Genomic DNA, 22,850 nt, shown 5'->3' with positions numbered 1-22,850 from the left:
TAGTGCGCGAGCGGATGACGACCGCGCTCGACACTGCCGGTCTGCTGCTCGTCGCGGCTGGTGCGGGCGCTGGGGTGTATCGGTGGCTGGGGTGGGCGGCGCTGGCCGTGAGCGGTGTCGTGGTCCTCGCCGGTTCCTGGCTCGCCTCTGGGGCGGGCCGGGCGAAGGGCGGTAGGACGTGAGCCTGTTCCGTCGCCGCGACTACGCGGGCCAGACCGCCGACCAGCTGATCCCGCCCCGGCCCGGCTCGTCGGGTGGGGCGGTGGCCATCACGAACGACACGGCCCTGCGGCATAGCGCGGTGTGGGGGTGCCTGCGGCTGCGGGCGAATCTCATCTCGACGATGCCGGTGGACCTGTACCGCAAGGTCGACGGGATTCAGGTCGAGGTGCCCAAGCCCGCGGTCCTCGTCACGCCGGGCGGCGACGAGGTCGAGATGCCGGAGTGGATGTACTCCAGCCAGTTCGACCTCGACCGGGCCGGGAACACGGTCGGTCTGATCACGGCGCGGGACGGGCTGAATCTCCCGGCCCGGATTGAGCTGGTGCCGATCGGCGACGTCACGGTGCGGGTACGCAAAGGTAAGAAGAAGTACCGGATCGCGGGCACCGAGTACGACCCCAGCGAGGTATGGCACGAGAAGCAGTACACCGTGCCCGGCCTCCCCGTCGGCCTGTCCCCAGTGGCGTATGCGGCCTGGTCGATCAGTGAGTACTTGTCGATCCAGCAGTTCGCCATGGACTGGTTCCGCAACGGTGCCATCCCTTCGGCGCACCTGAAGAACACCGCGAAGCAGTTGACCCCGGAGCAGGCCGACGGGGCGAAGGATCGCTTCAAGGCGGCCGTGATGAACCGAGATCTGTTTGTCACGGGCAACGACTGGGACTACGACATGATCCAGGCCGAGCAGGCCGGGGCCGACTGGATCGCCGCGAAGCAGTTCGGCATCGGGGACATCGCCCGGTTCTTCGACTGCCCGTCCGATCTGATCGACGCCTCGGTGTCGGGTAGCTCGGTGACCTACGCCAACATGACGCAGCGCAACCTGCAGTTCCTCGTCATGTCTCTCGGTCCGGCCGTGTCCCGGCGGGAGAGCGCCCTGAGCCGGCTGTCGTCACGGCCGCGGTTCGTGAAGCTCAACCGGAACGCGCTGCTGGCGATGGACCCGCAGGCCCAGGCCGGCGTGCTCAAGACGCGCATCGACTCCCGGACGCTGACGCCGTCCGAGGCCCGCGCGTTCTACGACCAGCCGCCGCTGACGGAAGACCAGAAGGCGGAGTTCGACCGCCTCTTCGGCAAGGGCGCCCAGCCGACGCCCACCACCGCGACCCCGCAAGCAGGAGGCACACCCTCATGACCACCACGGCGATCCTGCGGCAGCAGGCTGCCCAGGCCCGCGCTGGCGCGGCGGGCTCCACCCCGATGGCCGTTCCCCGCGACCGGCCCGAGACACCCGAGATCCGGTTCACCTCTCAGCTGCGCGCGAAGAAGGTCCAGCGCGACGACGGCATGGAGTGGTACGAGGTCGAGGGCTACGCGTCGGCCTTCGAGCAGGGCTACGAGATGTGGGACATGTTCGGCCCGTACACGGAGGTCGTCTCCAAAGGCGCGGCGGACAAGACGCTCGGCGCGGACCCCGAGGTCGTGTTCCGCTTCAACCACGCCGGGACGCCGATGGCCTCGACGCGCAACAGTCGTCTGGAGCTGTGGGCGGACGACCAGGGCCTTGGGCAGCGTGCGTTCCTCAACCCCAAGCGGTCGGACGTGCAGCTCCTCGTCCAGGCCATCGAGGATCAGGACGTGCGTGAGCAGTCGTTCATGTTCCGCATCACGTCGGGCCAGTGGTCCCCGGACTACACCGAGTACCGCATCCAGGAGTTCGACCTGGAGCGCGGCGACGTCGGCCCCGTTACCTACGGCGCGAACCCGCATACCTCGATCGCCGCCCGGTCCGGGGAGTTCTTGGACCTGATCCCGAACCTTCCCGCGCTGGTCGCCCGGGAGGCGTACTCCCGCCTCGCCCAGCGTTCCGATCTCGCCTCCCCGCCCGTGCCCGCGCCGCAGATGCCGGCGCCCACCCGCGCGGCTGCCCCGGCCGTCACCGGCCGGTCCGTCTCCATGCTTCGCACTCAGTTGCTCGTCGAACGCGGCGAGGACTGAGCCACCCCAGACACAGCCCGCTCTCCGGCAGACGCCCGGAGGCAGGCCCTGTGCCGCCCGGCAGATGACCCGGGTGGGCCGTGGCCCCGCTGTTGCTGCACCCACCACGACCCCATCTGCACGGAGGGAACATCCCCATGCCCGGAACCATCGACGACCTGATCGCTTCGATCGAGGTCGAGCTGGAGGCCGCCCAGAAGCGGCTGAAGAAGTGCGGCGCCGAGGTCCAGCTGATCCTGGACAAGGCGCAGCAGGACGGCCGTTCGAACCTCTCCGTCGAGGAGGACCAGCGTGTCGCCGAGCTGTTCGCTGCGCGCGATCAGGCCCGCAGCGACATCACCGGCATCGAGAACAAGCTCGCCACCACGAACAAGCTCAAGGTGGAGGAGCAGGAGCGGGAGGCCAAGCAGAAGGAAGTGCGGGAGACCCAGACCCGCAAGCCCTCTTACGACCAGGTCGCCCGCGTCGGCCAGGAAGAGCGGACCTACCGCAAGGACGCCGACCCGCTCGGCAAGGGCTTCCTGATGGACGTCTCCCGGCAGTTCCTGTTCCAGGACGTGGAGGCCTCGCACCGGCTCGCCCAGCACATGCGGGAGGAGCGTGTGGAGCGGGCCGAGTACATGCAGCGCGCGGTCGGCACGGGCGCGTTCGCGGGCCTGACGGTGCCCCAGTACCTGACGGACCTGTACGCCCCGGCCACGGCGGCGCTGCGCCCGTTCGCGGACGTCTGCAATCGGCACCCGCTGCCGGAGGCGGGCATGTCCGTGAACATCTCCCGCGTCACCACGGCGTCCAGCGCGGCCTTGCAGGCGTCGGAGAACTCGGCGGTGTCCGAGACGAACATGGACGACACGCTGCTCACCGTCCCGGTGCAGACGGCGGCCGGCCAGCAGACCGTCTCTCGTCAGGCGATCGACCGCGGTACGGGCATCGAGGACGTCACGATGCAGGACCTGTTCAACCGGGTCGCCACCGTCCTCGACTCGACGCTCCTCAACCAGGCCACCACCGGTCTGACGAACATGGCGAACGCCAACGCCTACACCGACGGCACGCCGACCGGCGCCGAGCTGTACCCGAAAGTCCTCGGTGCGGCGGCCGGCGTCGAGGCGGCCCTGCTGGCGATGGGCCGCCCGAGCCACGCGGTCATGCACTCGCGGCGCTGGTACTGGCTGTCGTCCCAGATGTCCTCGACCTGGCCCCTGATCAACTGGTCGGGGATCCCGGTCCAGGCGGGCGGCGTCGCGAACCCGAACAGCTCCTACGCCTCCGGCCCGCGCGGCGTCCTGCCCTGCGGCCTGGAGGTCGTCGTCGACAACAACATCGCGACGAACCTCGGGGCGGGCACCAACGAGGACGAGATCTACGTCGTCCCGTCCTCGGAGTGCCACTTGTGGGAGGACCCGAACGCGCCGCTGTTCATCCGCGCCGAGCAGCCGGCCGCCGCCTCGCTGGGCGTGCTGCTGGTGGCGTACTCGTACTTCGCGTACACCTTCGGCCGCTACACCAACGGAACTCAGAAGGTCGGCGGCACCGGCCTGGTCACGCCCGCGTTCTGACCGTCCCTGACTGCGCGGCCCGGTCGACTCCCCGGGCCCCGCGGTCCACCTCGACACCAGGGACGGGAGACCCGCATGTCGACGATTCAGGCCTATGGCGGCGACCGGCTGCCGAACGCGGCACGGCTGTCGGACGCGCAGACCGGCAACGGCGTCTCGACGAACATCCTCGACCGCGGGGCCGCCGTCGCGCGCCCTGTGCTCCTGGCCGTCACCACCGCCGTCGGCGCGACCCCCACGTGCACCTACGCCATCGAGGGCAGCGCGGACGGCACGAACTGGTTCGCCGTCTCCTATGCGGAGACCGCCACTCCTGACACGGGGGCAGTCACCACGTTCGCTCTCACCGCCGCAGGCACCACGCTGAAGATCCTTCGGCCCAACCAGCCGTGGCGGTTCCTGCGGCTGACGTACTCCGCCAACACCAACGTCACGAACACCGCCGACGCGGTGATCTTCTAGGGAGGCCTCATGGCCAGCACCGACAACATGCTCGCCGCGCTCAAGCGGGAGCGCGCGGGCTACGTCAGCCGCGGCCTTGCCGCCCGCGTCGCCCAGGTCGACGAGGAAATCGCCCGGCTCCGTGTCGAAGACGACCCGCAGACCGAGGATCCGCAGGGCCGCACGGCCACCCCGCCGCAGCAGACCGCCGATCAGGGCAAGCCTGCGGCGAAGAAGACGGCCGCGAAGAAGACGGCCGCCTCGCAGCCCTCGCCGCCGGCGGAGTGAGCGGTCGGTGGCCAACGAGTACGGCACGCTGCCCGCGCTGAAGGAGAAGCTCGGCGTCGAGGCCGACGACGACAGCCGGGACGCCTTGCTCAACTCAGCTCTGGCGTCCGCTTCCCGCAGCATCGACCGGGCGACCGGCCGGCGCTTCTGGCTCGACGCGACAACCGTTCAGCGCTCCTACCGGCTCGGCGGCCGGGTCGTGTGCGAGGACGGCGGGGAGCTGCTGCTCGTCGACGACGTCGGCACCACCACGGGCCTGGTCGTCGAGACTGGATCCGGCTCGTCCTGGACCGCCGTGACCGGCTACGAGACCAGCCCCGACAACGCGCTGGCCGACGGCCGCCCGGTCACCGGCCTGCTGCGCGTGAACGGGACCTGGGGCATCTACACCGGGCGCGTGAGGGTCACCGCCCGGTTCGGCTGGCCTGCCGTCCCGGACGACGTCACCGAGGCCGCGCTGATCCAGGCGACCCGCCTCTACAAACGCAAGGACAGCCCCGAGGGGATCATCGGCTCGGCGGAGTGGGGCGTGCGCAATCTGTCCCGCCGGGACCCGGACGTGTGGGCCCTGATCGAACCGTTCATCCTCCCCGGCTTCGGATAGGAGCGACCATGCAGATCTCCGCTGTCCGCGAGGCGATCGCCGACGCCGCCCGGGCGGTCGTCTTGCCCGAGGGAATCGGCAAGCTGACGTGCACGGGGTACGTCCCGGACGCCGCGACGGCGCCGCATTTTTTCGTCGCCGAGTATGAGCAGGACTTTGACAAGGCCATGGCCCGGGGCCTGGACGAGCTGACGTTCACCAGCCGTGTCTTGGTCGGCCGCGCTGACGACATGGCCGCGCAGCGGATCCTCGACGGCATGCTGGCGGGCTCCGGCCCGGCTTCGCTCAAGGCTGCGATCGAGGCCGCGCGCGGGGCGCCCGGCGAGTACGCCCTGGGCGGCCTGGCTCATGACCTGCATGTGATGCGTGTGCAGGGCTACCGCTGGTACGAGCACGCCGGCTCCACGTATGTCGGCGCCGAACTGATGATCAAGGTCATCGGAGAAGGGAACTGACATGCGGATTCGCATGCTGGTCGACATGCCGGAGGGGGCCACCCGCAACGGCCAGCCGTGGCCGGCCAAGGGAGAGCCGGCCGAACTGCCGACCGCGGAGGCCGCGCACCTGGTCGCCTCCGGCGTTGCCGAGGAGGTCGTCGACGAGGGCCCGCCGGCCAAGCCGCGCGGCCGCAGCCACAAGACGTCAGATCCTAAGGAGGGGTGACGTGTCGAAGACGATCCTGACCAACGTGAGGACGTTCGCCCTGGGCGTCGACCTCACCAGCCAGTCCAACAAGGTGGAGCTGTCCGCGGAATTCGAAGACAAGGACACCACCAACTACGCCTCCGCCGGCTGGCACGAGTGCATCGCCGGGCTCGGCTCTGCCGAGCTCTCCGCAGAGGGGCAGTGGGAGGCAGGCGACGCCACCAAGATCGATGACGCCAGCTGGGCTCAGCTGGGCAGTGTCGGCCCCTGGTCCATCAGCGCGAACAACGCGGCCGCCGTCGGCGACCTGGCGTATCTCGTGTCCGCGCTGCGCTCCTCGTACACGCTGTTCGACGCGGTCGGCGAGGTCGCCCCCTGGTCCGGAACCGCCAAGTCGTCGTGGCCGCTGGTGCGCGGGCAGTTCGCCCACCCGCCCGGCACGGCCCGCACCTCGACCGGCACCGGGACCGGCCTGAACGTGGGAGCCGTCACCACAGGCAAGCGCCTGTACGCGGCCCTGCACGTCCTGTCGGCGACCGGCACCACGCCGAGCATCACGGCGCGCGTGGAGTCGTCCGCCGACAACACGTTCGCCTCGCCCACCACCCGGCTCACCTTCGCCGCCGCGGCCGCCGCCGGCGGGCAGGCCCTGCGCACCGACGGCACCGCCATCACGGACGCCTGGTGGCGCATCGCCTGGACCATCTCCGGCACCACGCCCAGCATCCTGTTCGCCGCCACGCTCGGCATCCAGTAGCCACCTGCACCACCCCACAGCCCGGCCCACACCGGGGCCGTCAGCATGCCCTGGAAGGGGGTCCGCGTCATGGCCAAGATGGTCTTGCTCGCCCAGTACCTGTCCATCAACGGAACTGCTCTGAGCGCCTACACGAAGAAGGCCGAGCTGTCGGTCGAGGTCGAGGACAAGGACGTCACGACGTACTCGTCCGCCGGCTGGAAGGAAGTGCTCGGCGGGCTGAAGTCCGCGGAGCTCGCGGTCGAGTTCCTGCAGGACTTCGCCGCCTCGCAGCTGGACTCCATCATGTGGCCGCTGCTCGGCACCGTCGTCGCCTTCGAGGTGCGCGGCGACCAGGCCGCGGTCGGCACGTCCAACCCGAAGTACACCGGCAACATCCTCATCAAGGCCTGGAACCCCGTCGAAGGGTCCGTCGGCGACGAGGCCACGGTGGGTGTCTCCTTCCCGACCAGCGGCGCGGTGACCCGGGCGACCGCCTGATGGCCGGCGGGGGCCCGCCGTTCGCCCTGGGCGTCGAGACCCACGAGGGACTCGCCGCTCTCACCCGCGCGATCCGCGCGGAGGAGGACGGCAAGCAACTGCGCAAGGAACTCGCGGCGGACATGCGCAACGCGCTGAAACCCGCGGCCGCCGAAGCCAAGTCGTCGATCATGGCGGTGTCATCGGCCGGCCTGCCCACCGCCCCCGCTCTGCGGTCCTCCATCGCGAAGAAGATCCGGCCCGAGGTGAAGCTGGGTGGCCGCTGGTCCGGCGCACGGGTGAAGGCCTTCAAGACGCGCAACGTGCGCAACTTCCCCAACGCGCCCAAGCGCATGAACCGCGCCGGCGGATGGCGGCACCCCGTGTTCGGAAACCGTGAGGTGTGGGTGCAGCAGCGCGGCAAAGTCGACTGGTTCGACCGCAGCTTCCAGGGACGCGAGGGCGTCTACAAGCAGGCCGTCGAGGCGGCCATGGAGAACATGGCCCGGCGCCTCGCCGCCCGGGCTGGATAGGACAGACGTGTACCTGGTCTACAGCCCCGAGGGCAGCGACGAGCCGCAGCGCTGGAAGTACAACCCGCGCAAGCTCATGAGCGCGGAACGCGAAAGCATCGAGCGGCTGACCGGCAGCTCTTGGACGGAGTTCACACAGAAGGTCGTGCAGGGCAGCAGCCTGTGCCGGCGCGCCCTGCTCTACACGTTCCTCAAGCGCGCGAACCCGCCACTGAAGTTCGACGACGTCGACTTCGCCTGGGACGAGCTGGAGCTGGCGTACTCCAAGGGCGAGCTGCAGGAGATGCGCGAGGCCGCTGCCGAGAGTGCCCCCGCAGACATGCGAGCGGCCGTCCTCGCCCGTATCGACGAGCAGATCGCCGAGGCCTTCGAGGATCCCGACGAAGAGGGAAAAGCCCAGCCGCCGATCGCCGCCTGAAGCGCCTGGGCGATGCGGCACATCTGCTGCACGTCCGCCCCTGGGAGTGGGAGCGGATGACGGCCGAGGAGGAGGACGCCCTCCTCAACTGGCTCGACAGCTACCAGAAGGCCCAGCAAGAGGCGGCCGAAAAACTCAAGAGCAGGGGCCGCTGACCCCTGGCAGGACGGGAGGTCAGCGGTGAGCGACACGTCACTGGTGTTCAACCTGGTCGCGAGGGACCGGACCGAGCAGGGCCTGTCCTCGGCTCGGGAGCGGTTCGACCAGGTGGCCACCGGCATCGGCGCCATGGCTGGTGTTTCTCTCGGCGCGAGCCTTGTGCAGGGCATCAGCATCGACCAGGCCAACAGCAAGCTGGCCGCCCAGCTGGGGCTCACCAAGGAGGAGTCGGCCCGCATCGGCGGGGTGGCCGGCGACCTGTACGCCGACGCCTACGGCGAGTCGATGGAGCAGGTCAACACAGCGGTCGGCTCCGTGATGTCGTCCATCAAGGGCATGTCGACGGCATCCAGCGCGACCCTGGAAGACGCGACGGCCAAGGCGTTGAACTTCGCCAGCACCTTCGACGTCGAGGTGGACCGGGCCGTGCAGAGCGTGGGCACGCTCATGAACTCCGGCCTGGCCACGAACGCGACGCAGGCCTTCGACCTCATCACGGCCGCCTCGCAGAAGGTGCCCGCGTCGCTGCGAGAGAACATCCTCGACGCGTCCGACGAGTACAGCCAGTTCTTCCACACCCTCGGCTACAGCGGTGAGCAGGCGTTCTCGATGCTGGTCGACGCCTCCGCCAAGGGCGAGTTCGGCATCGACAAGGCCGGCGACGCCATCAAGGAGTTCACGATCCGCTCGACAGACATGTCGGCCGGGTCGACGGCGGCGTACAAGACGATCGGCCTGGACGCCCAGAAGATGGCGAACGCCATCCTCGCGGGAGGGTCGTCCGCGCAGGGCGCCACACAGAAGATCATCGACGGTCTGCTCGGGATCAAGGATCCGGCCAAGCAGGCCAATACAGCGATCGCCCTGTTCGGCACGCCGCTCGAGGACATGAACGTCCAGGAGATCCCAGCCTTCCTCTCCAGCCTGAAGGGCGCGTCGGGGTCGATGGACGACTTCGGCGGGGCCGCCAAGCGCAGCGGCGACGCGCTCAACGACAACGCCGCGGTGGCCCTGGAGGAGTTCCACCGCAAGGCCATGAGCCAGCTGACCGAAGTGTCCGGCGAGTTCATCAAGTTCGCCATGCAGAACAAGGCGGTGTTCGAGCCGCTGGCCTACACACTCGCGAGCCTGGCCGGGACCGTCATGCTGGTCAAGGGCGCGATGATGGCGTACTCCGCCGTCTCCGCCGTCGTGGCCGGCGCCAACGCCGTCATCTCGTTCAGCGGGTGGGGCGTCATGGCTACATGGATCCGGATGAACGCGGTGGGCCTGGCCGCCTACGCGCGCATCGCCGCCGGTGCCGTGGCCTCGGCGGTCGCGACTGCGGCGGCGTGGACGGGGTCCGCGCTGGTCTCGATCGGGACGTGGATCCTGGCCGTGCTACGGGCCGGGGCGGTGGCGGCCGGGCAGTTCCTGCTCATGGCCGCGCGGGCTGTCGCGTGGGCCGCGGTCATGGCTGCCCAGTGGCTGATCGCCATGGGCCCGGTCGGCTGGGTCATCGCCGTCATCATCGGGCTGACGGCGCTCATCATCGCGAAGTGGTCCACCGTGCAGAAGTACACCGGCATCGTGTGGGGCTGGGTGTCCACGGCCGTCCGCGCGGCGGTCGCTGCCACGGTCGGCTGGGTCATGGGGCTGGCGTCCATCCCGGGCATGGTCGGCGGGTACTTCGGGCGGATGAAGGACGCCGCCGTGCAGAAGGCGGTGGCCCTAGTGAACTGGGTGCGCGGCCTGCCCGGGCGCGCACGATCGGCACTCGGCGGCATCGGCTCCACCCTGTGGAACGCCGGCGCGAGCCTCATCCAGGGCTTCATCAACGGGATCATGGCCAAGATCGGGCAGGTCAAGAACGCGGCCAGCAGCGTGGTTTCCGCGGCTCGCGACTTCTTCCCGTTCAGCCCCGCCAAGGAAGGCCCCTTCTCCGGCACCGGCTACACCTCGTACTCCGGTGCCGCCCTGGTCGACGGGTTCCGGTCCGGCATCGTCGGTCAGATCCCCGCCCTGCAGTCCGTCCTGCACGGCCTGCCGGGCGTGGCGCCGCAGTCCGTCCAGCCCGCCCCGCTCACGGCCGGCATGGCCGCCTCCCTGGGGGCGGGGGCCGGGGGCGGCGTAGCCCGCGTCATCGTCGACGTGCGCGGCGCAGACGAGGACTTCAAGCGCCTGTTCCGGAAGATCGTCCGCGTCGACGGGCGCGGCTCGGCACAGACCGCCTTCGGGCGCTGACAGGGAGGAGGCTCCGCGGTGGCGTTCCCCACGACCCCGCTCGACGTCCAGGTCGACCTCAAGGTCGCCGGGGCATGGCAGAACATCACCGCGGACGTCTTGACCCGCGACATCATGACCATCACTCGCGGCCGCCCCGACGAGGGCGCCCGCACCGACCCCGGCAAGCTGAAGCTGCTGCTGAACAACGGCCGCTCCAAGGTCGCCCCGGCTGTGATGGGCCGCTACAGCACCGGCAACCCGTTGTCGGACCTGTTCGGGCTGATCGGCCGCAACACCGAGGTCCGCGTCCACCTGCCCGCGGACCAGGCGCACCTCGAGCTCGACGGCGACGCGTCCGGGTACGTGTCCACGCCGCACGCCGCCGCGCTGAACATCACCGGCGACATCGACCTGAGGTTCGAGTTCGACGCCGACATGACCGACGTCGCCGAGAACACCACCCTCTTCGGCAAGTGGGGCACCAGCGCCGCCACCCGGTCCTGGGGCCTGCGCTACTACGCCGGCCTCCTCATCTTCGACTGGGTCAACTCCTCCAGCGTGCAGTTCAACGCCGTCGGCGTCATCGAGCGGTTCGCGGGCGCGGCCGTGCGCGTCACCCTGGACGTCGACAACGGGGCCAGCGGGTACACCGTCCGCTTCTACCAGGCCGAGGCGATCGACGGGCCGTGGACGCAGCTGTACGGGGACATCGTCGGCTCCGGCACCACGTCCATCCAGTCAACCGCCAGCACCCCCGTCACGATCGGCGTCAGCGACCCCACGGTGACCCCGCCCCGGCATCCGTTCACCGGCACCGCCACCCGCTTCCAGGTCCGCAACGGCATCGACGGGACGCTCGTCGCCAACTGCGACTTCCGGGGCCTGGCCGACGGCGCCACGTCCTTCGTCGACAGCACGGGCCTGACCTGGACTGTGAACGGCACCGCCGACGTCCGCAAGCGGGACGACCGGATCGTCGCTGAGATCAGCTCCTGGCCGCCGCGCTGGGACGTCTCCGGCAACGACCGCTGGATGGCGGTCGAGGCCTCGGGCGTCCTGCGCCGCTACGGCCAGGGAGCCAGCCCCCTACAGTCCGCGCTGCGCCGCCGGATCCCCGCCAGCAACCCCCTGTGGCCGTCCCCGCTGGCGTACTGGCCGATGGAGGACGGCGCGCAGTCAACCCAGGCCGCCTCACCCATCCCGGGCGTGCGGCCGATGTCCCTGACGAACGTCACGTGGGCCAGCGCCGACAGCCTGATCTCCTCCGACGCCCTGCCTGTATGGGCCTCCAACAGCGGCGTCAACCCGGTCGTCATGAGCGGCGTGGTACCCGCGCCGGCCACGGCGAGCAGCAGCTGGAGCGTCTACTGGGTCTATCGCCTCGACAGCCTCCCGGCCACGCTGCGCACGTTCATGAGGATCAGCACCACGGGAACCGTGCGCGAGTGGCAGGTGCAGTCGAAGGACAGCCAGTCCAAGGTCATCGGCACGGACGCCGACGGCACCACGGTCGTCAGCACGACCATCTCCACCGACAACAACATCTTCAACACGTGGATGCTCGGCTCCTTCTTCGTCTCCGAGTCGGGCGGCACCGTCACCTGGACCGTCCAGTGGACGGACATCCACGGCAGCACCGAGCAGGTCAGCAACACCCTGTCGGGCACCGCGGGGCGCGTCACCTCGGTCGGCTCGCCCTCGGGCGGCTACGCCTCCGAGCTCGACGGCCTGGCCCTCGGCCACGTCATCGTGTACAGCACGGTCGACCTCGTCGACCCGTTCGGCAACAGCCCCTTCAACGCGCTCGACGGGTGGACGCCCGAGCTCGCGGGGCGCCGCGCGCTGCGCCTGGCCAAGGAGGAGACCGCCCCGTTCTCCGTGCGCGGGATCATCGCCGATCAGGAGCTCATGGGAGCCCAGCGCATGCAGACCCTGCTCGACCTGCTCGCCGAGTGCGCGAGCTCGGACGGCGGGATCCTCCTCGAGCACCGGGCCCGGCTCGCCCTGCGCTACCGCGGCCGCGGCACCCTCTACAACCAGCAGCCGGCGCTCGTCCTGGACTACACCGCCGACGGTGAGGTCGCGCCGCCGCTGGAGCCCGTCGACGACGACGCCAACGTGGTCAACGACGTCACCGTGCAGCGCATCGACGGCTCCTTCAGCCGCGCGGTCCTCGAGGAAGGGCCGCTGTCGGTGCAGTCGCCGCCGAACGGCGTGGGCCGCTACGACACCAGCGTCCAGCTGTCCCTGGCCGACGACGCCCAGGCCGAGAACATCGCAGGCTGGCGGATGCACCTCGGCACCTGGGACGCGCCCCGCTACCCGGTCGTCCACGTCAACCTCGCGGCCGCACCCCACCTCATCGACGCCGTCATGCAGGTCGACCAAGGCGACCTCATCCGCATCACCAACCCGCCCGCAGACCTCCCGCCCGGCGACATCAACCTCCTCGTCCAGGGCTACACCGAGTCCTTCGACCAGTACGCGTGGGACGTCTACTTCACCTGCACCCCGGCCGACCCCTGGAACGTGGCCGGCCTCGCCGTCTACGAGGACTTCCAGGACAGCACGCTCGAGGTCACCGCGACGAACGGCGGGAACGCCTCCTGGGCCAGGTCGCAGCTGCACTTCAACTCCGGCACCTGGTCGCTGCGCTCCGGCGCGATCAGCAACAACCAGACCTCCGACTGGATCGTCACGGTGCCGACCGGGTCGACCGAGATGCGGTACTGGTACTGGACGAGCTCGGAGGCCGCCGGCCCCGGGTTCGCCGGAGACCGGCTGATCGTCCTCGTCGACAGCACACAGGTACTCCTCGCGCAGGGCACCACCCCGTGGACGCAGGCGATCGTCGACGTCACCGGCGCCGGCACGGTCACCTTCCGGTACGCCAAGGACAACAGCTCGAGCAGCGGCGAGGACGCCGTCCACATCGACGACGTGTCCTTCACCGGGATCGCGCCGTACCGGGTGGACACCGACGGCTCCGAGCTGGTCGCCGCCGTCACCAGCAGCGCCACCTCACTGGTCGTGGCGACGACCCCGCTCAACGCCCCGCGCTGGACGCTGGACCCCGTCCAACTCCCGCTGGACATCCGGGCCGGCGGCGAGGTGATGCGGGTCAGCGCGATCGCCAGCTGGGCCACGGACGCGTTCGGCCGCACAGCGTCCGGCGGCTGGGGCAGCGCGGACAGCGGCCAGACATGGACCGCCGCCGGCGGCACCCTCGGCACCGACTACGCGGTCGGCTCCGGCTACGGCCAGCACATCCTCACCACGGCCAACGCGAGCCGGCGATGCGGCATCGCCCTCACCTATCCGGACGTCGACGTCGTCCTGTCCCTGACGACCAGCGCCACCGCCACGGGCGGCAGCCTGTACGGCGGGCCGCTCGTCCGCTACGTCGACGCCGACAACCTCTACATGCTCCGAGTCGAGTTCACCACCGGCAACGCCATCAACCTCGACCTGCGCAAGCGGGCGGCTGCCGTCGAGTCGTCCCTTGCCACCTACGCCACGGGCCTTACCCACGTGGCCGGCACCTTCGTGCGGGCACGACTCCAGGTGTGCGGCAGCACCCTGCGCGCCAAGGTCTGGGCGCTGACGGCCGTCGAACCGGACTGGCAGATCACCACCACCGACAGCTCGGTCACCACGGCCGCCTTCGTGGGAGCTCGGTCGATCTCGGCCGCGGGTAACACCAACGTCAACCCACAGGTCCGCTACGACAGCTTCGAGGTCCTCACCCCGCAGACGTTCAGCAGCGTCGTGCGGGCCGTCAACGGCATCGTCAAGGCGCAGTCGGCCGGGGCCGCTGTAGCGCTCGCCGATCCTGCGCACATCGCACTCTGAGGAGGACTCATGGCCTACGCCGCTGGCGACAGGCTCACCGCCGGACGCACCAACAGGCTGCGCACCAAGACCGACGGCGCGATCGGCTCAAGCACCGTCGCCGCCTCCCAGACGAACGCGGACGTTCCATCGGCCACGGTCACCATGACCGCCGAGACCGCGGCCGACTACAAGGTCATCTGCGTCTGGGACTTCGTCGCGACCGGCGCGCCAGCCACTTCATCGAACGGACGCCTGGCGATCGACGGCGTCGCACAGAGCCCATTGGGAGTCTTCAACGCCTCCGGCGCCGGAGACCGGGACACGGTGACCCAGGTGTACGAGGGCACCCTCAGCGCCGCCGGCAGCCACACGTTCAAGCTCATCGCGACGACGTCGACGAACACGACGGTGCAGGGGGTGAACAGCAGCATCACGGTCGACCTCAAGGAGATCGTCTGACCCCACGTCACCCACGCCCCGAGCCGACGGCCGGGGCCTTTCTCATGCCCGGGAGGGCCCATGGCCTGGTGCCCGTTCGCCAAGAAGCTGGAGCTGCAGCCCGAGTCGGACTCGCAGGCAGCGATCCGGCCGACGCAGTTCATCATGCACAGCATCGCCGCCCCGTGGGACGAGGAGCGGATCTACGAGTACTGGCGGGACTCGACCAACCTCGAAAGCCACTTCGGCATCGACTACGACGGCAGCGTCGGCCAGTTCATCGGCACACAGACCCGCGCCGACGCGAACTACCGGGCGAACCTCCGCCCGGACGGCACCGGCGCCGTGTCTGTCGAGACCGCATCCAACCTGAAGCACACCGACCCCTGGACGCCCGAGCAGGTGGAGACGCTGATCCGCCTCGGCGCGTGGCTGCACGAGGAGCACGAGATCCCGCTGCAGATCTGCACCAGCGCGTCCAGCCCGGGCTACGGCTACCACCGCATGTTCGCCGACTGGTCCACCGGCGGCACGGAATGCCCCGGCGACGCCCGCGCGCGCCAGTTCCACGAGGTCGTCTTCCCGGGCATCGTCGCCCGCGCCACCGGCAAGACCACCGACCAGCCTGCCCAGTCCGAGGAGGACGACGTGCCCCAGATGATCACCGAAGTGGAGGCCGGGGGACCCGACCTCAAGGCCGGCGAGTGGACGCTGCTGAAGATGGCCGCCGACTCCGCGATCGCGCAGGGACCGTGCCGGTACACCGTCGCCTGCTACGTCGTCGTCTCCGGTCCGCCCGGGACGCGGGTTGTCGGCCGCTTCCACGACCTGCCGCTGAAGACGAACCGGCCGTCGGCCGACCTCCGCCAGGACGCCGGTGTCATCGGCAAGGACGGCACCCTCAACTGCCTGTTCACCCGGCCCGGAGACCTCGTCGCCGACGAACAGCTGAAGCTCGAGGTCATGGCCGACGCCGACGCGAAGGTCAGCCACCGCCTCCTCCGCGGACTCCGCTGGACCGTCTGACCCCCGTCCGCCACGGACTCCCGCTGCACTCCACCGCTCACCGACGAGAAGCGAGAACCCTATGAAAATCTCCAGCATCGCGAAGTCCATCGTCGCCGGCATCGCGGCCGGGACAACCGCCGCCGTAACCGCCGTCCAGGACCAGATCCTCACGACCGGCGAGGGCGTCACGATCGTCCTCGCCGTCCTCGGCGCGTGGGGCATCACCTACGCCGTCCCGAACCGACAGAAGACGGACGCCTGATGCGCGCGGCGGTCCGGCGGCTCACCCGACGTCTGGGCCGCCGCGGCGCACTGCTCACCATGAAGGGCGTGATCGCCACCCTGTACGGCTACGGCCAGCTCGTCGCGCCACCGCGGGACATGCGCGGCCTGTGCCTGCTGCTGAAGATGATGCCGCTGCAGGCATGGGCCGGGCTCTGGATCGCGGCCGGCGTCGCCGCCCTGGTGTGCGCGTGGCTGCCGCCGCGCTGGGACTGGCCCGGGTTCCTCGGCGTGTGGGCGGTCACCGCGCCCTGGAGCATGGCCTACCTGGTGGCATGGTGGCCGCTCGGCGAGTATCCGCGCGGCTGGGTCGCCGCCCTGATCTTCGGAGCGTTCGGCACGGTCTGCCTGGTGGCGATCGGCTGGGACGAACCGCCGCGTGCGAGAACGGAGGCGCCGGATGGGCGCTGAGATGCTGACCGCATTGTCCGCGCTGGCCGTCGCCGTCGTGACCGCCGTCGGGGGCGTCGCCACCACAGTGGTCGGCCGGCGTCAACCGCGCGGGCAGCGGCGCCGCGACGACTTCGCCGCCGTCACGGCACGGCTCGACAAGGACATCGAGCGTCTCGAGAAACGGATTCAGGGTCAGGACCAGCGCATCGAGGAGCAGGAGCAGGAGAGCGAGCAGGATCGGGCTCGCATCAGCGCGCAGGATTTCGCGCTGCGCTACCTCGCCAGCTGGTGCCGCACCCTCGTCAGCTACATGCGGGACCAGCGGCTCGAACCGCCTCCGCCTCCGCAGCCGATACCGGAAGAGGCCCGGCCCTACCTCCACGACATCAGCACCTGAGCTACGCCGCGCGGCCCCGCTCTCCTTCGGGAGGCGGGGCCGCTTTCGTGCATCCGGGCTCAGGGTGACGATGCTTCGCCGAGCGTCAGGCAGAAGGCCACATCCGCGGCGGCTGCCACCGTCATGGCGTCAGCGCCCTCCAAACCGAAGTTGTCGGAGACCTCATGGGCGAGCAGGGGGGCATCTGAGACACCCTCCTTCTCCTTGGCGCAGACGGCCAGTGCGGCAAAGAGTGCGTCCCTCTCAGTGGTGCCCGGCGGCCAGCCTAGGTCCCGCACGGCAGCAAGGTAAGCGCTCTGTTCTGCCGAGTAGGCGTGTCCGACCTCCGATGGAAGTGGACCGGGGTGTGCCTCGTCTTCCTCGGACGAGGCACACCCCGACAGGGCAACGGCGAAGAGGGCGGCGGTCAGGAGCGACGATCTGAGGCGCACGGGTGGTCCTTCGGGCAGGGCCGCTTGGGGTGGCCGCAGTGTGGCAGATAGGAGACGCCCGTGAAGCCCGCGAGGTTGTACAGCACTGCCCAGCCCGTCCGGTCTCAGTTCAGTGCCTTGATGGCCCGCAGAACGAGGGCGCGTGCCTCCGCGCCATATACAGCCATGCCGCGCAGCCGCTCGAAAGCCTTCACGTACAGGGCAATTTCGGAAGGCTGCGTGACCTGAACGCGGGCCGCCAGCAACTCCACCGAGACTAGGGCTTCGTCGTATACGTGAAAGAGCTCCTGAGGCCACATCGGGCGTTCCTGCGTCGCGCTGGGGATGATGCCCAGCGAGACCTGGGGTAGCGCGCCCGCGGTCAAAAGGTAGCCGAGCTGGGCAGCCATCGATTCCGTATCACCCAGCCGGTAGTGCAGCACCGGCTCCTCGATGACCAACATGAACCGGTGCCCCGGCTCGTGGATGATCCGCGAGCGCTCAAGCCGCGCGGCGACCGCGTCGGCGACGTCGTCGGGGATGTCCCGGAACCTGGTGATCGAGGACATCAGGCCGCGCGCGTAGCCCTCGGTCTGGAGCAGGCCGGGGACCATGGTGGGTGAGTAGACCCGGAACAGCTGCGTGGACTTGAACAGGGGGACGTAGCTGTTCTGCAGTTGCTTCAGACCGGTGCGGACCTTGCGCCGCCACTCCACGTACATCGATTCGGCGGTGCGGGATTGGGCGATGATGTCGTCGGCCTGGCCGGCGGCTCCGCAGGCTTCGCACCAGTGGCGGATGTCGTTGGCAGAGGGCGGGGTGCGGGCACCCTCGATCCGGTAGGTCTTCGGGTGGGACCAGCCACAGCGCGCGGCCAGCTCAGGCCCGGTGATCCCGGCGTCGGCACGGAGTTCCTTCAGCCGGTGCGCGACTGCTTCGCGGGCGGCCTGCGCCGACGAGGACGGGGAAATGGGCATGAGCTGGCCTGGCCGCTTCCGCTAGGTGATCTGGTAGGTGTCGTGCGGGACGCCGCGGTCCCACACCGCTTCGAACGCGTCGGCGCACAGCTTCACCGCAGGCGGGTCCTCGCTGATCTCCCCGCCGCCGGAGGCACCGTCACCGCTGAAGTGGTTCCACCGGATCAGCCGACCGTCGATCAGCCAGAAGTCGTTGCCCGGCAGTGGGATGTTCGAGGCCCGTCGGCGCGGCAGCCATCGCACCTGCTCGCCTGCGGCGATGTTGGTGAAGGTGCCGTCGTACAGGAAACGGGTGTACTCGCTGACCGGCTCGGACACGATGCGGGCCCTGCGCACGACGACGCCGCGGCCCACGGTCTCCTGGATGAGGTCGAGCCACGGCCGCCACCAGGACGCCCGGTCCGCGGGGTCGTGGCGGATTCCCGCCCGCCACTCGGCGAACGGTCCCGTCTCGTAGTCGACGGCGTAGGTGTCGCGCATCTCCAGGTGGACGGCCGAGCGGGTCGCCGAGCCGAGGAGTTCAGACCACGTTGGGATGCTCAAGGGCATCGCACGCCTCCCTGATCATCGGCACCATCCGGGCAGGGATACGGACGACGGCCTCGTGGTCGGGGATGCCCGTCGCGTGCCCGGGCACCTCGAACGCGGCGCACTCCGCTTCGAGCTGCGGGCCCGGCTTCCACCCTTGCAGTACGAGCTCCTTCTGCTCCTGGTCCACCCACACGGTTGGGCTCTCGCCGTCCCCGGTGCTGGGGTCGATTCCGATGAACTGTAGGGCCATGACCGCCTCCGGTCGCCGTCGTGTTCAGGGATGTACACCACCGTCTGATGCCACAGACCACTGGTCAAGGGCGCATTCAAGTCGCGTGTACATGCGTGCACATTCCTGGCCGCCGCACTGTTCACGCTCCTAGCGTCGGGAGACACGACAAGCCCCGGCGACCGTGCGACCGGTCCCGGGGTATGGCCGACTGGTTGGAGTCGACGTGGCCGAGCCTACGCAGACCGACAAACTCCCCGCCATCACCCGCACCGGTATCGCCTGGTGTGCGTGGCACGAGGCGTACAGCAACACCGCCCGGCCCGTCCGGGACACCAGCGGGGCGCGGTTGTTCGCGTGCCTCTCCTGTCGCCAGGCATACGACCTCGCCCCCGTCGCGGACCAGACGTGAACCCCGGCTTCGTCGCGGCGCCTGCCATGCTGCCTGTCCCCAGGGCGGCCGGCCTCTCTCCGGAACGAGTCGACGGGGAGCGGTGCGTCTGGTGCGACGGTGCGCCCACGATGGCGCTCGGGCCGCGGATCAGCCCTCTCGGCGGCGCGCTCACACGGTGGGAACCGCGCGCCTGCAGACCCTGCGCCAGACGCGAGGCAGAGCGGGTCTACGCCCTGCACATCACGACGTGCGCGCGCTGCTCGCACCGTGACTACTGCCCTGACGCCAGTGCCCTGCACGCGCTCGCGGCAGGCCGCCCAGACATCGCTTGAGCCCGCGTTCAGCCACCGACCCGTCGGCATTTCCGCCATGCAACATCTGGCTCTCTGGGCTCGGAAGGCTCATAGACTGGCCAGGCTGCCACGAGAGGAAATGATCATAAATGCGCCCCCTGGAATACCGTGACTATCTGGTTGACCTGCTGAAAAACACCCCCGACGTGCAGCGCGTCGACACTATCGAAGGCGGTCCGCACCCCTACGCCCTGACCGTGACCACCGGCGGCCGTGAGCAGCGTTGGCAGATCATCGGGCAGCTCGCGGAGGGTGCCAAGCACGACACGGCTACCCCCGCCGTTCAGGGGCAGCCAGCCGCTTGGCGGGCGGCGCCGGCCGATGGCGCTCCGGACGCGTGGCTTGCCAGCGTCATCGGTAACGCGGACTCATCCGACACGAAGCGCATCGACGTCTGGTCGATCCGCGAGGGGAAGGCGACCGAAGGGCTGACCGTGTTCTTCCACAACGGCGAGCGCGCCTTCCTCCGCAAGATCTGAGACCCCCGCAGCCCCCGCGGGGGAGCGGTGGAGTGCACCACACATCAGCACCATCCCGTCGACCGAGGGAGAACTGATCATGTGTGAACACCAGAACAGCAACCGCTTCGATCCCGGCCAGTGCTCGGGCGCGTGTCCCGCATGCGGCACCTACGGCAGCGCGGAACCCGGGCAGCCGGTCGCGATGCATCAGAAGCCCGGCAGCCGGGAGACGTGTCCGGGCAGCGGCCAGCCTGCCGTCTGAGCGGCCAGCCCTGATCGGGTAACACGGCCCCGGTCACAGCCTTGTCTGTGACCGGGGCCGCATCTATGGCCTATCGATTCCAGGGCCATCGGCCGCGGGCCTCACCCTCCCCGCCGCCGTCCTCGCCCTCCCCGCCAGGCGCGCCGCCGCCTTCGGGGGCGTTCGGGTCGGGACCGGGTTCATCGTCCGGAATCGGCGCAATCAGCCCTCGACCTCTGAGGAACCGCAGGGCCTCAGTTTCGCCAGAGTCGAGTAGTGCCGTCGTGATCTCTGCCTGCTTCTTCTTGGCCTCGGACTTCGCAGCCTCGCCAGTAGCTTCACCGGCGCGCTGTCCGAAGTAGAAGCCGATGATCGTAGTGAGAAGTGGCGACACGATTGCGAGGACGCCCAGCAATCGCGCGTTGGGGTCGTAGGAGGCGCGGTACTGAGGCGGTAGTGATCCGTCCGCCTTTGGGACCGGTGGCGCTGTCGGAGCCGGATCTGCCAGTCGCGGCGGCGTGTCAGCCGTCTGCGCGATGTAGTAGGCGATGCCGAAGAAGAGGGCGAGTAGTCCGAGCGCCAGCACTGCACTCACCGTGTGCACCAGCCACCGAGGAACAAACTTCACCGTCGCCGCCAATCCTTTGGGCGCAGAAATCGTCACGGTCAGTACAGGCCACCGTCATTCGCACCGCACCCGCTGAGCAGCCATTTGAGGGAAGGAGGACCCTACCCGCCCATCATCGGGGTCACTTTCTGTGATTTCCACTTAGAGGCGTCTTAACATGACCTGCGGGTTGCCGCTTCCCGTCCCGCCGCTGACCAGGAAGGACAACCGTGCTCGCAGCAGGGCCCGCAGCACCCGGTCGCCACCCGGCGGGACCGTGCCGGCGGCCACGAGTTCCTCGAGCGTGAAAGCGCGGTGCCGTGCGACGCGCAGCGACAGGCAGGTGCAGCCGACGGCCACCGGGGGCAGTACCGCGTGCAGTCGCGTCCCGTCCGGCAGCCGGGCGTCGACCCATGGGCGGGCGTCGTCCAGCCGCCGTCCGGCCACCGCCGCCAGTCGCTGCGCGAGGCGTCGCACGGCCGCCGCGTCCGGGAAGGAGACACCGGTCGGTTCGAGGCCGCCGCCGCGGTCGACCCACACCCGGTCCGGCGCGGAGACCAACACGTCCGTCACCCGGGGATCGGCCAGCAGCGGCTCCAGAGGGCCACTGCCGATCAGTTCGGAGCGCAGATGCTCGGCCGCCCCGAGGACCTCCGCGTCCCCGAGGACCCGGCCCTGTTCCCGGAGGGCCTGCGCCACGTGCGCGGGAGTGGGGTCGGCCCCGCTCTCGGCGAGCCATTGCCGTACGCCGTCCAGCAGCGCACCGGCCTCTCTCGTCCGTTCGAGGCCGAGCGGCGCGCTCATGAGCTGCCCGCCTCGGTCAGCGCCCGCTCCCAGAACTCCTTGCAGAAGCGGGCGAGGGGCCCCCGCGGGGTCGCACCCGGCGGGGCCTTACCGCCGTCCGGACGCAGCAGGCCCGTCTCGACGGGCACCTCGCCGACGAGCGGCAGCCCGAGCAGGCGGGACACCTCACCGTCGTCGAGCCCTGGTCCGTAGGGGCCGCGGACCGCCACCCTCAGGTCGCGCAGCACCATGCCGACAGCGGAGGCCACGCGCCCGGCTGCGGCGACGGCACGCAGTTCGGCGGGGACCACGAGGAGGCCCAGGTCGAGTTGGGCCAGCACCTCGGCGCCCGAGTCGTCGATGCGGCGTGGCAGGTCGACGACCACCGTGCCGCCCCTGCGGCGGGCTGCCGCCAACACCGCGCGTACGGCCTGGGGCGCGATGGCCACGCAGTCGCCTCGGTCCCAGCTCAGGACGCTCAGTGCGTGCAGCCGGGGCAGTGACTCCTCCAGGGCGCCGCCGCCGACTCGCCCCCGTGAGGCAGCGAAGGCGGGCCAGCGCAGGCCCTCGGCGCTCTCGCCGCCGAGGAGCACGTCGAGTCCACCGCCCAGCGGGTCGGCGTCCACCAGCAGCGTGCGCATCCCTTCGCGTGCCGAGGTGACGGCGAGGGCGCAGGCGAGCGTGGATGCTCCGGCGCCGCCTCGGCCGCCGATCACGCCGACGGTGAGCGCGGGCCGGCCGACGCCTTCGGCTACGTCGGCGATGCGGTCGACCAGCCACTGCTCGCCGTCGGGAAGCATCAGGACGTGGTCGGCGCCGATCTCCACGGCGCGCTGCCACACCCCCGAGTCGTCCTGGTCGCGACCGACGAGGACCACTCCGCGTCGGCGGGCGGCCCCGCGCACGCGGCGTGCCGCGTCGTCGCCGACCAGGACCAGCGGCGCGGACTCCCAGCTGCCCCGGCGTTCTGGCGCCGAGTGGTGCACCTCGGGTGTGGCGCCGGCCGCGGCGCACAGGCGTAGCAGGTCGTCGAGGAGGTCCGGGTCCTCCGTGACGATCAGAGGCTTGCCCGGCCGCCCTGGGGCGGCGGGCGGTGGTTCGTGCGTGACGGCTCCGGTCATGTTTTCCATCCCCCTTCACTGCGGGGTCGCGCAGTGCCTGCGGCCCCGTGATTCACCAAAGCGCGGACAACCGGAGTGCGGTCTCCGTATGAGCGGCCGCCGGAAACCGGCGGCGGGCCACCGGCAAACGGAACCGACCGTGTGAAGTCGGCCCGAGCGGGGG

General features: G+C 70.0%; 29 protein-coding genes and 1 pseudogene. 23 read left to right on the top strand and 7 right to left on the bottom strand.

The window, feature by feature from the left end; genetic code table 11:
* Positions 1-2 precede the first annotated feature (2 nt).
* The 20 genes from ACN6LD_RS02960 to ACN6LD_RS02865 all read left to right on the top strand — a co-directional run bounded on the left by ACN6LD_RS02960 (position 3) and on the right by ACN6LD_RS02865 (position 16,580).
* On the top strand, positions 3-182 hold the full coding sequence (locus ACN6LD_RS02960; RefSeq protein WP_445042436.1) for a hypothetical protein: 180 nt from the start codon (positions 3-5) through the stop codon (positions 180-182).
* Positions 179-1,357, top strand: coding sequence for a phage portal protein (locus ACN6LD_RS02955; RefSeq protein ID WP_445042435.1), 1,179 nt, complete (start codon positions 179-181; stop codon positions 1,355-1,357). The genes ACN6LD_RS02960 and ACN6LD_RS02955 overlap by 4 nt, the downstream gene beginning before the upstream one ends.
* Entirely contained in the window at positions 1,354-2,160 is an 807-nt protein-coding gene (locus ACN6LD_RS02950) for an HK97 family phage prohead protease (RefSeq protein ID WP_445042434.1), read from the top strand. The genes ACN6LD_RS02955 and ACN6LD_RS02950 overlap by 4 nt, the downstream gene beginning before the upstream one ends.
* A gap of 137 nt (positions 2,161-2,297) precedes the next feature.
* On the top strand, positions 2,298-3,719 hold the full coding sequence (locus ACN6LD_RS02945) for a phage major capsid family protein (RefSeq protein WP_445042433.1): 1,422 nt from the start codon (positions 2,298-2,300) through the stop codon (positions 3,717-3,719).
* A gap of 75 nt (positions 3,720-3,794) precedes the next feature.
* Positions 3,795-4,181 carry a hypothetical protein gene (locus tag ACN6LD_RS02940; protein ID WP_445042432.1) on the top strand — a complete coding sequence of 129 codons (387 nt, stop codon included), beginning with the start codon at positions 3,795-3,797 and terminating at the stop codon, positions 4,179-4,181.
* 9 nt (positions 4,182-4,190) lie between these two features.
* A complete protein-coding gene (locus tag ACN6LD_RS02935) occupies positions 4,191-4,448 on the top strand; it encodes a hypothetical protein (RefSeq protein ID WP_445042431.1) in 258 nt (85 codons plus the stop codon).
* Positions 4,449-4,455: 7 nt separating this feature from the next.
* Positions 4,456-5,052: a head-tail connector protein gene (locus tag ACN6LD_RS02930; RefSeq protein ID WP_445042430.1), complete on the top strand. Its 597-nt coding sequence runs from the start codon at positions 4,456-4,458 to the stop codon at positions 5,050-5,052.
* 8 nt (positions 5,053-5,060) lie between these two features.
* The gene (locus ACN6LD_RS02925) at positions 5,061-5,507 is read left to right on the top strand and encodes a hypothetical protein (RefSeq protein WP_445042429.1); all 447 of its coding nucleotides are present in this window, start codon (positions 5,061-5,063) and stop codon (positions 5,505-5,507) included.
* Between the two features lies 1 nt (position 5,508).
* Positions 5,509-5,715: a hypothetical protein gene (locus ACN6LD_RS02920; RefSeq protein WP_445042428.1), complete on the top strand. Its 207-nt coding sequence runs from the start codon at positions 5,509-5,511 to the stop codon at positions 5,713-5,715.
* A 1-nt stretch (position 5,716) separates the two neighbouring features.
* On the top strand, positions 5,717-6,454 hold the full coding sequence (locus ACN6LD_RS02915; RefSeq protein WP_445042427.1) for a hypothetical protein: 738 nt from the start codon (positions 5,717-5,719) through the stop codon (positions 6,452-6,454).
* A 69-nt stretch (positions 6,455-6,523) separates the two neighbouring features.
* Positions 6,524-6,934 (top strand): phage tail tube protein, encoded by a 411-nt coding sequence (locus ACN6LD_RS02910; protein ID WP_445042426.1) that lies wholly within the window; start codon positions 6,524-6,526, stop codon positions 6,932-6,934.
* Positions 6,934-7,446: a hypothetical protein gene (locus tag ACN6LD_RS02905; protein WP_445042425.1), complete on the top strand. Its 513-nt coding sequence runs from the start codon at positions 6,934-6,936 to the stop codon at positions 7,444-7,446. Before ACN6LD_RS02910 ends, ACN6LD_RS02905 begins: the two co-directional genes overlap by 1 nt.
* Positions 7,447-7,453: 7 nt before the next feature.
* Positions 7,454-7,864: a hypothetical protein gene (locus ACN6LD_RS02900; RefSeq protein ID WP_445042424.1), complete on the top strand. Its 411-nt coding sequence runs from the start codon at positions 7,454-7,456 to the stop codon at positions 7,862-7,864.
* 180 nt (positions 7,865-8,044) lie between these two features.
* On the top strand, positions 8,045-10,246 hold the full coding sequence (locus ACN6LD_RS02895; RefSeq protein WP_445042423.1) for a hypothetical protein: 2,202 nt from the start codon (positions 8,045-8,047) through the stop codon (positions 10,244-10,246).
* A gap of 18 nt (positions 10,247-10,264) precedes the next feature.
* Positions 10,265-14,080, top strand: a complete 3,816-nt coding sequence (locus tag ACN6LD_RS02890) for a hypothetical protein (RefSeq protein WP_445042422.1) — start codon at positions 10,265-10,267, stop codon at positions 14,078-14,080.
* A 9-nt stretch (positions 14,081-14,089) separates the two neighbouring features.
* Entirely contained in the window at positions 14,090-14,521 is a 432-nt protein-coding gene (locus ACN6LD_RS02885; protein ID WP_445042421.1) for a hypothetical protein, read from the top strand.
* A 60-nt stretch (positions 14,522-14,581) separates the two neighbouring features.
* Entirely contained in the window at positions 14,582-15,526 is a 945-nt protein-coding gene (locus ACN6LD_RS02880; protein ID WP_445042420.1) for a peptidoglycan recognition protein family protein, read from the top strand.
* A 61-nt stretch (positions 15,527-15,587) separates the two neighbouring features.
* A complete protein-coding gene (locus ACN6LD_RS02875; RefSeq protein WP_445042419.1) occupies positions 15,588-15,770 on the top strand; it encodes a hypothetical protein in 183 nt (60 codons plus the stop codon).
* Positions 15,770-16,201 (top strand): hypothetical protein, encoded by a 432-nt coding sequence (locus ACN6LD_RS02870; RefSeq protein WP_445042418.1) that lies wholly within the window; start codon positions 15,770-15,772, stop codon positions 16,199-16,201. The genes ACN6LD_RS02875 and ACN6LD_RS02870 overlap by 1 nt, the downstream gene beginning before the upstream one ends.
* Complete coding sequence (locus ACN6LD_RS02865; protein WP_445042417.1) at positions 16,191-16,580, top strand: hypothetical protein; 390 nt, start codon at positions 16,191-16,193, stop codon at positions 16,578-16,580. Before ACN6LD_RS02870 ends, ACN6LD_RS02865 begins: the two co-directional genes overlap by 11 nt.
* Before the next feature lie 59 nt (positions 16,581-16,639).
* Here the strand turns inward: ACN6LD_RS02865 and ACN6LD_RS02860 are convergent, their stop codons facing one another.
* The 4 genes from ACN6LD_RS02860 to ACN6LD_RS02845 all read right to left on the bottom strand — a co-directional run bounded on the left by ACN6LD_RS02860 (position 16,640) and on the right by ACN6LD_RS02845 (position 18,748).
* Positions 16,640-17,011 carry a DUF732 domain-containing protein gene (locus ACN6LD_RS02860; protein ID WP_445042416.1) on the bottom strand — a complete coding sequence of 124 codons (372 nt, stop codon included), beginning with the start codon at positions 17,009-17,011 and terminating at the stop codon, positions 16,640-16,642.
* A gap of 104 nt (positions 17,012-17,115) precedes the next feature.
* Positions 17,116-17,967, bottom strand: a complete 852-nt coding sequence (locus ACN6LD_RS02855) for a helix-turn-helix domain-containing protein (protein WP_445042415.1) — start codon at positions 17,965-17,967, stop codon at positions 17,116-17,118.
* A 21-nt stretch (positions 17,968-17,988) separates the two neighbouring features.
* Positions 17,989-18,516 carry a DUF6879 family protein gene (locus ACN6LD_RS02850; RefSeq protein WP_445042414.1) on the bottom strand — a complete coding sequence of 176 codons (528 nt, stop codon included), beginning with the start codon at positions 18,514-18,516 and terminating at the stop codon, positions 17,989-17,991.
* Complete coding sequence (locus ACN6LD_RS02845; protein WP_445042413.1) at positions 18,488-18,748, bottom strand: hypothetical protein; 261 nt, start codon at positions 18,746-18,748, stop codon at positions 18,488-18,490. The genes ACN6LD_RS02850 and ACN6LD_RS02845 overlap by 29 nt, the downstream gene beginning before the upstream one ends.
* Positions 18,749-18,953: 205 nt before the next feature.
* On the opposite strand from ACN6LD_RS02845, the gene ACN6LD_RS02840 reads away from it, so the two are divergent.
* From ACN6LD_RS02840 to ACN6LD_RS02830, 3 genes are all read left to right on the top strand, one after another.
* Positions 18,954-19,139, top strand: coding sequence for a hypothetical protein (locus ACN6LD_RS02840; RefSeq protein ID WP_445042412.1), 186 nt, complete (start codon positions 18,954-18,956; stop codon positions 19,137-19,139).
* 424 nt (positions 19,140-19,563) lie between these two features.
* Positions 19,564-19,953 carry a hypothetical protein gene (locus ACN6LD_RS02835; RefSeq protein WP_445042411.1) on the top strand — a complete coding sequence of 130 codons (390 nt, stop codon included), beginning with the start codon at positions 19,564-19,566 and terminating at the stop codon, positions 19,951-19,953.
* Positions 19,954-20,032: 79 nt separating this feature from the next.
* Positions 20,033-20,197: a hypothetical protein gene (locus ACN6LD_RS02830; protein WP_445042410.1), complete on the top strand. Its 165-nt coding sequence runs from the start codon at positions 20,033-20,035 to the stop codon at positions 20,195-20,197.
* A gap of 70 nt (positions 20,198-20,267) precedes the next feature.
* Here the strand turns inward: ACN6LD_RS02830 and ACN6LD_RS02825 are convergent, their stop codons facing one another.
* From ACN6LD_RS02825 to ssd, 3 genes and pseudogenes are all read right to left on the bottom strand, one after another.
* Complete coding sequence (locus tag ACN6LD_RS02825) at positions 20,268-20,762, bottom strand: hypothetical protein (protein WP_445042409.1); 495 nt, start codon at positions 20,760-20,762, stop codon at positions 20,268-20,270.
* 198 nt (positions 20,763-20,960) lie between these two features.
* Positions 20,961-21,587, bottom strand: a pseudogene (locus ACN6LD_RS02820) (ATPase, T2SS/T4P/T4SS family); the annotation flags it as partial.
* Positions 21,584-22,687 carry a septum site-determining protein Ssd gene (ssd, locus tag ACN6LD_RS02815; RefSeq protein WP_319189962.1) on the bottom strand — a complete coding sequence of 368 codons (1,104 nt, stop codon included), beginning with the start codon at positions 22,685-22,687 and terminating at the stop codon, positions 21,584-21,586. The gene ssd and the pseudogene ACN6LD_RS02820, both read right to left, overlap by 4 nt.
* Between the last annotated feature and the right edge of the window lie 163 nt (positions 22,688-22,850).

The organism is Streptomyces sp. SAS_272 (genome assembly GCF_052543235.1).
The sequence above is the reverse complement of the archived record's forward strand: the minus strand, read 5'-3'. Positions and strand labels throughout refer to the sequence as shown.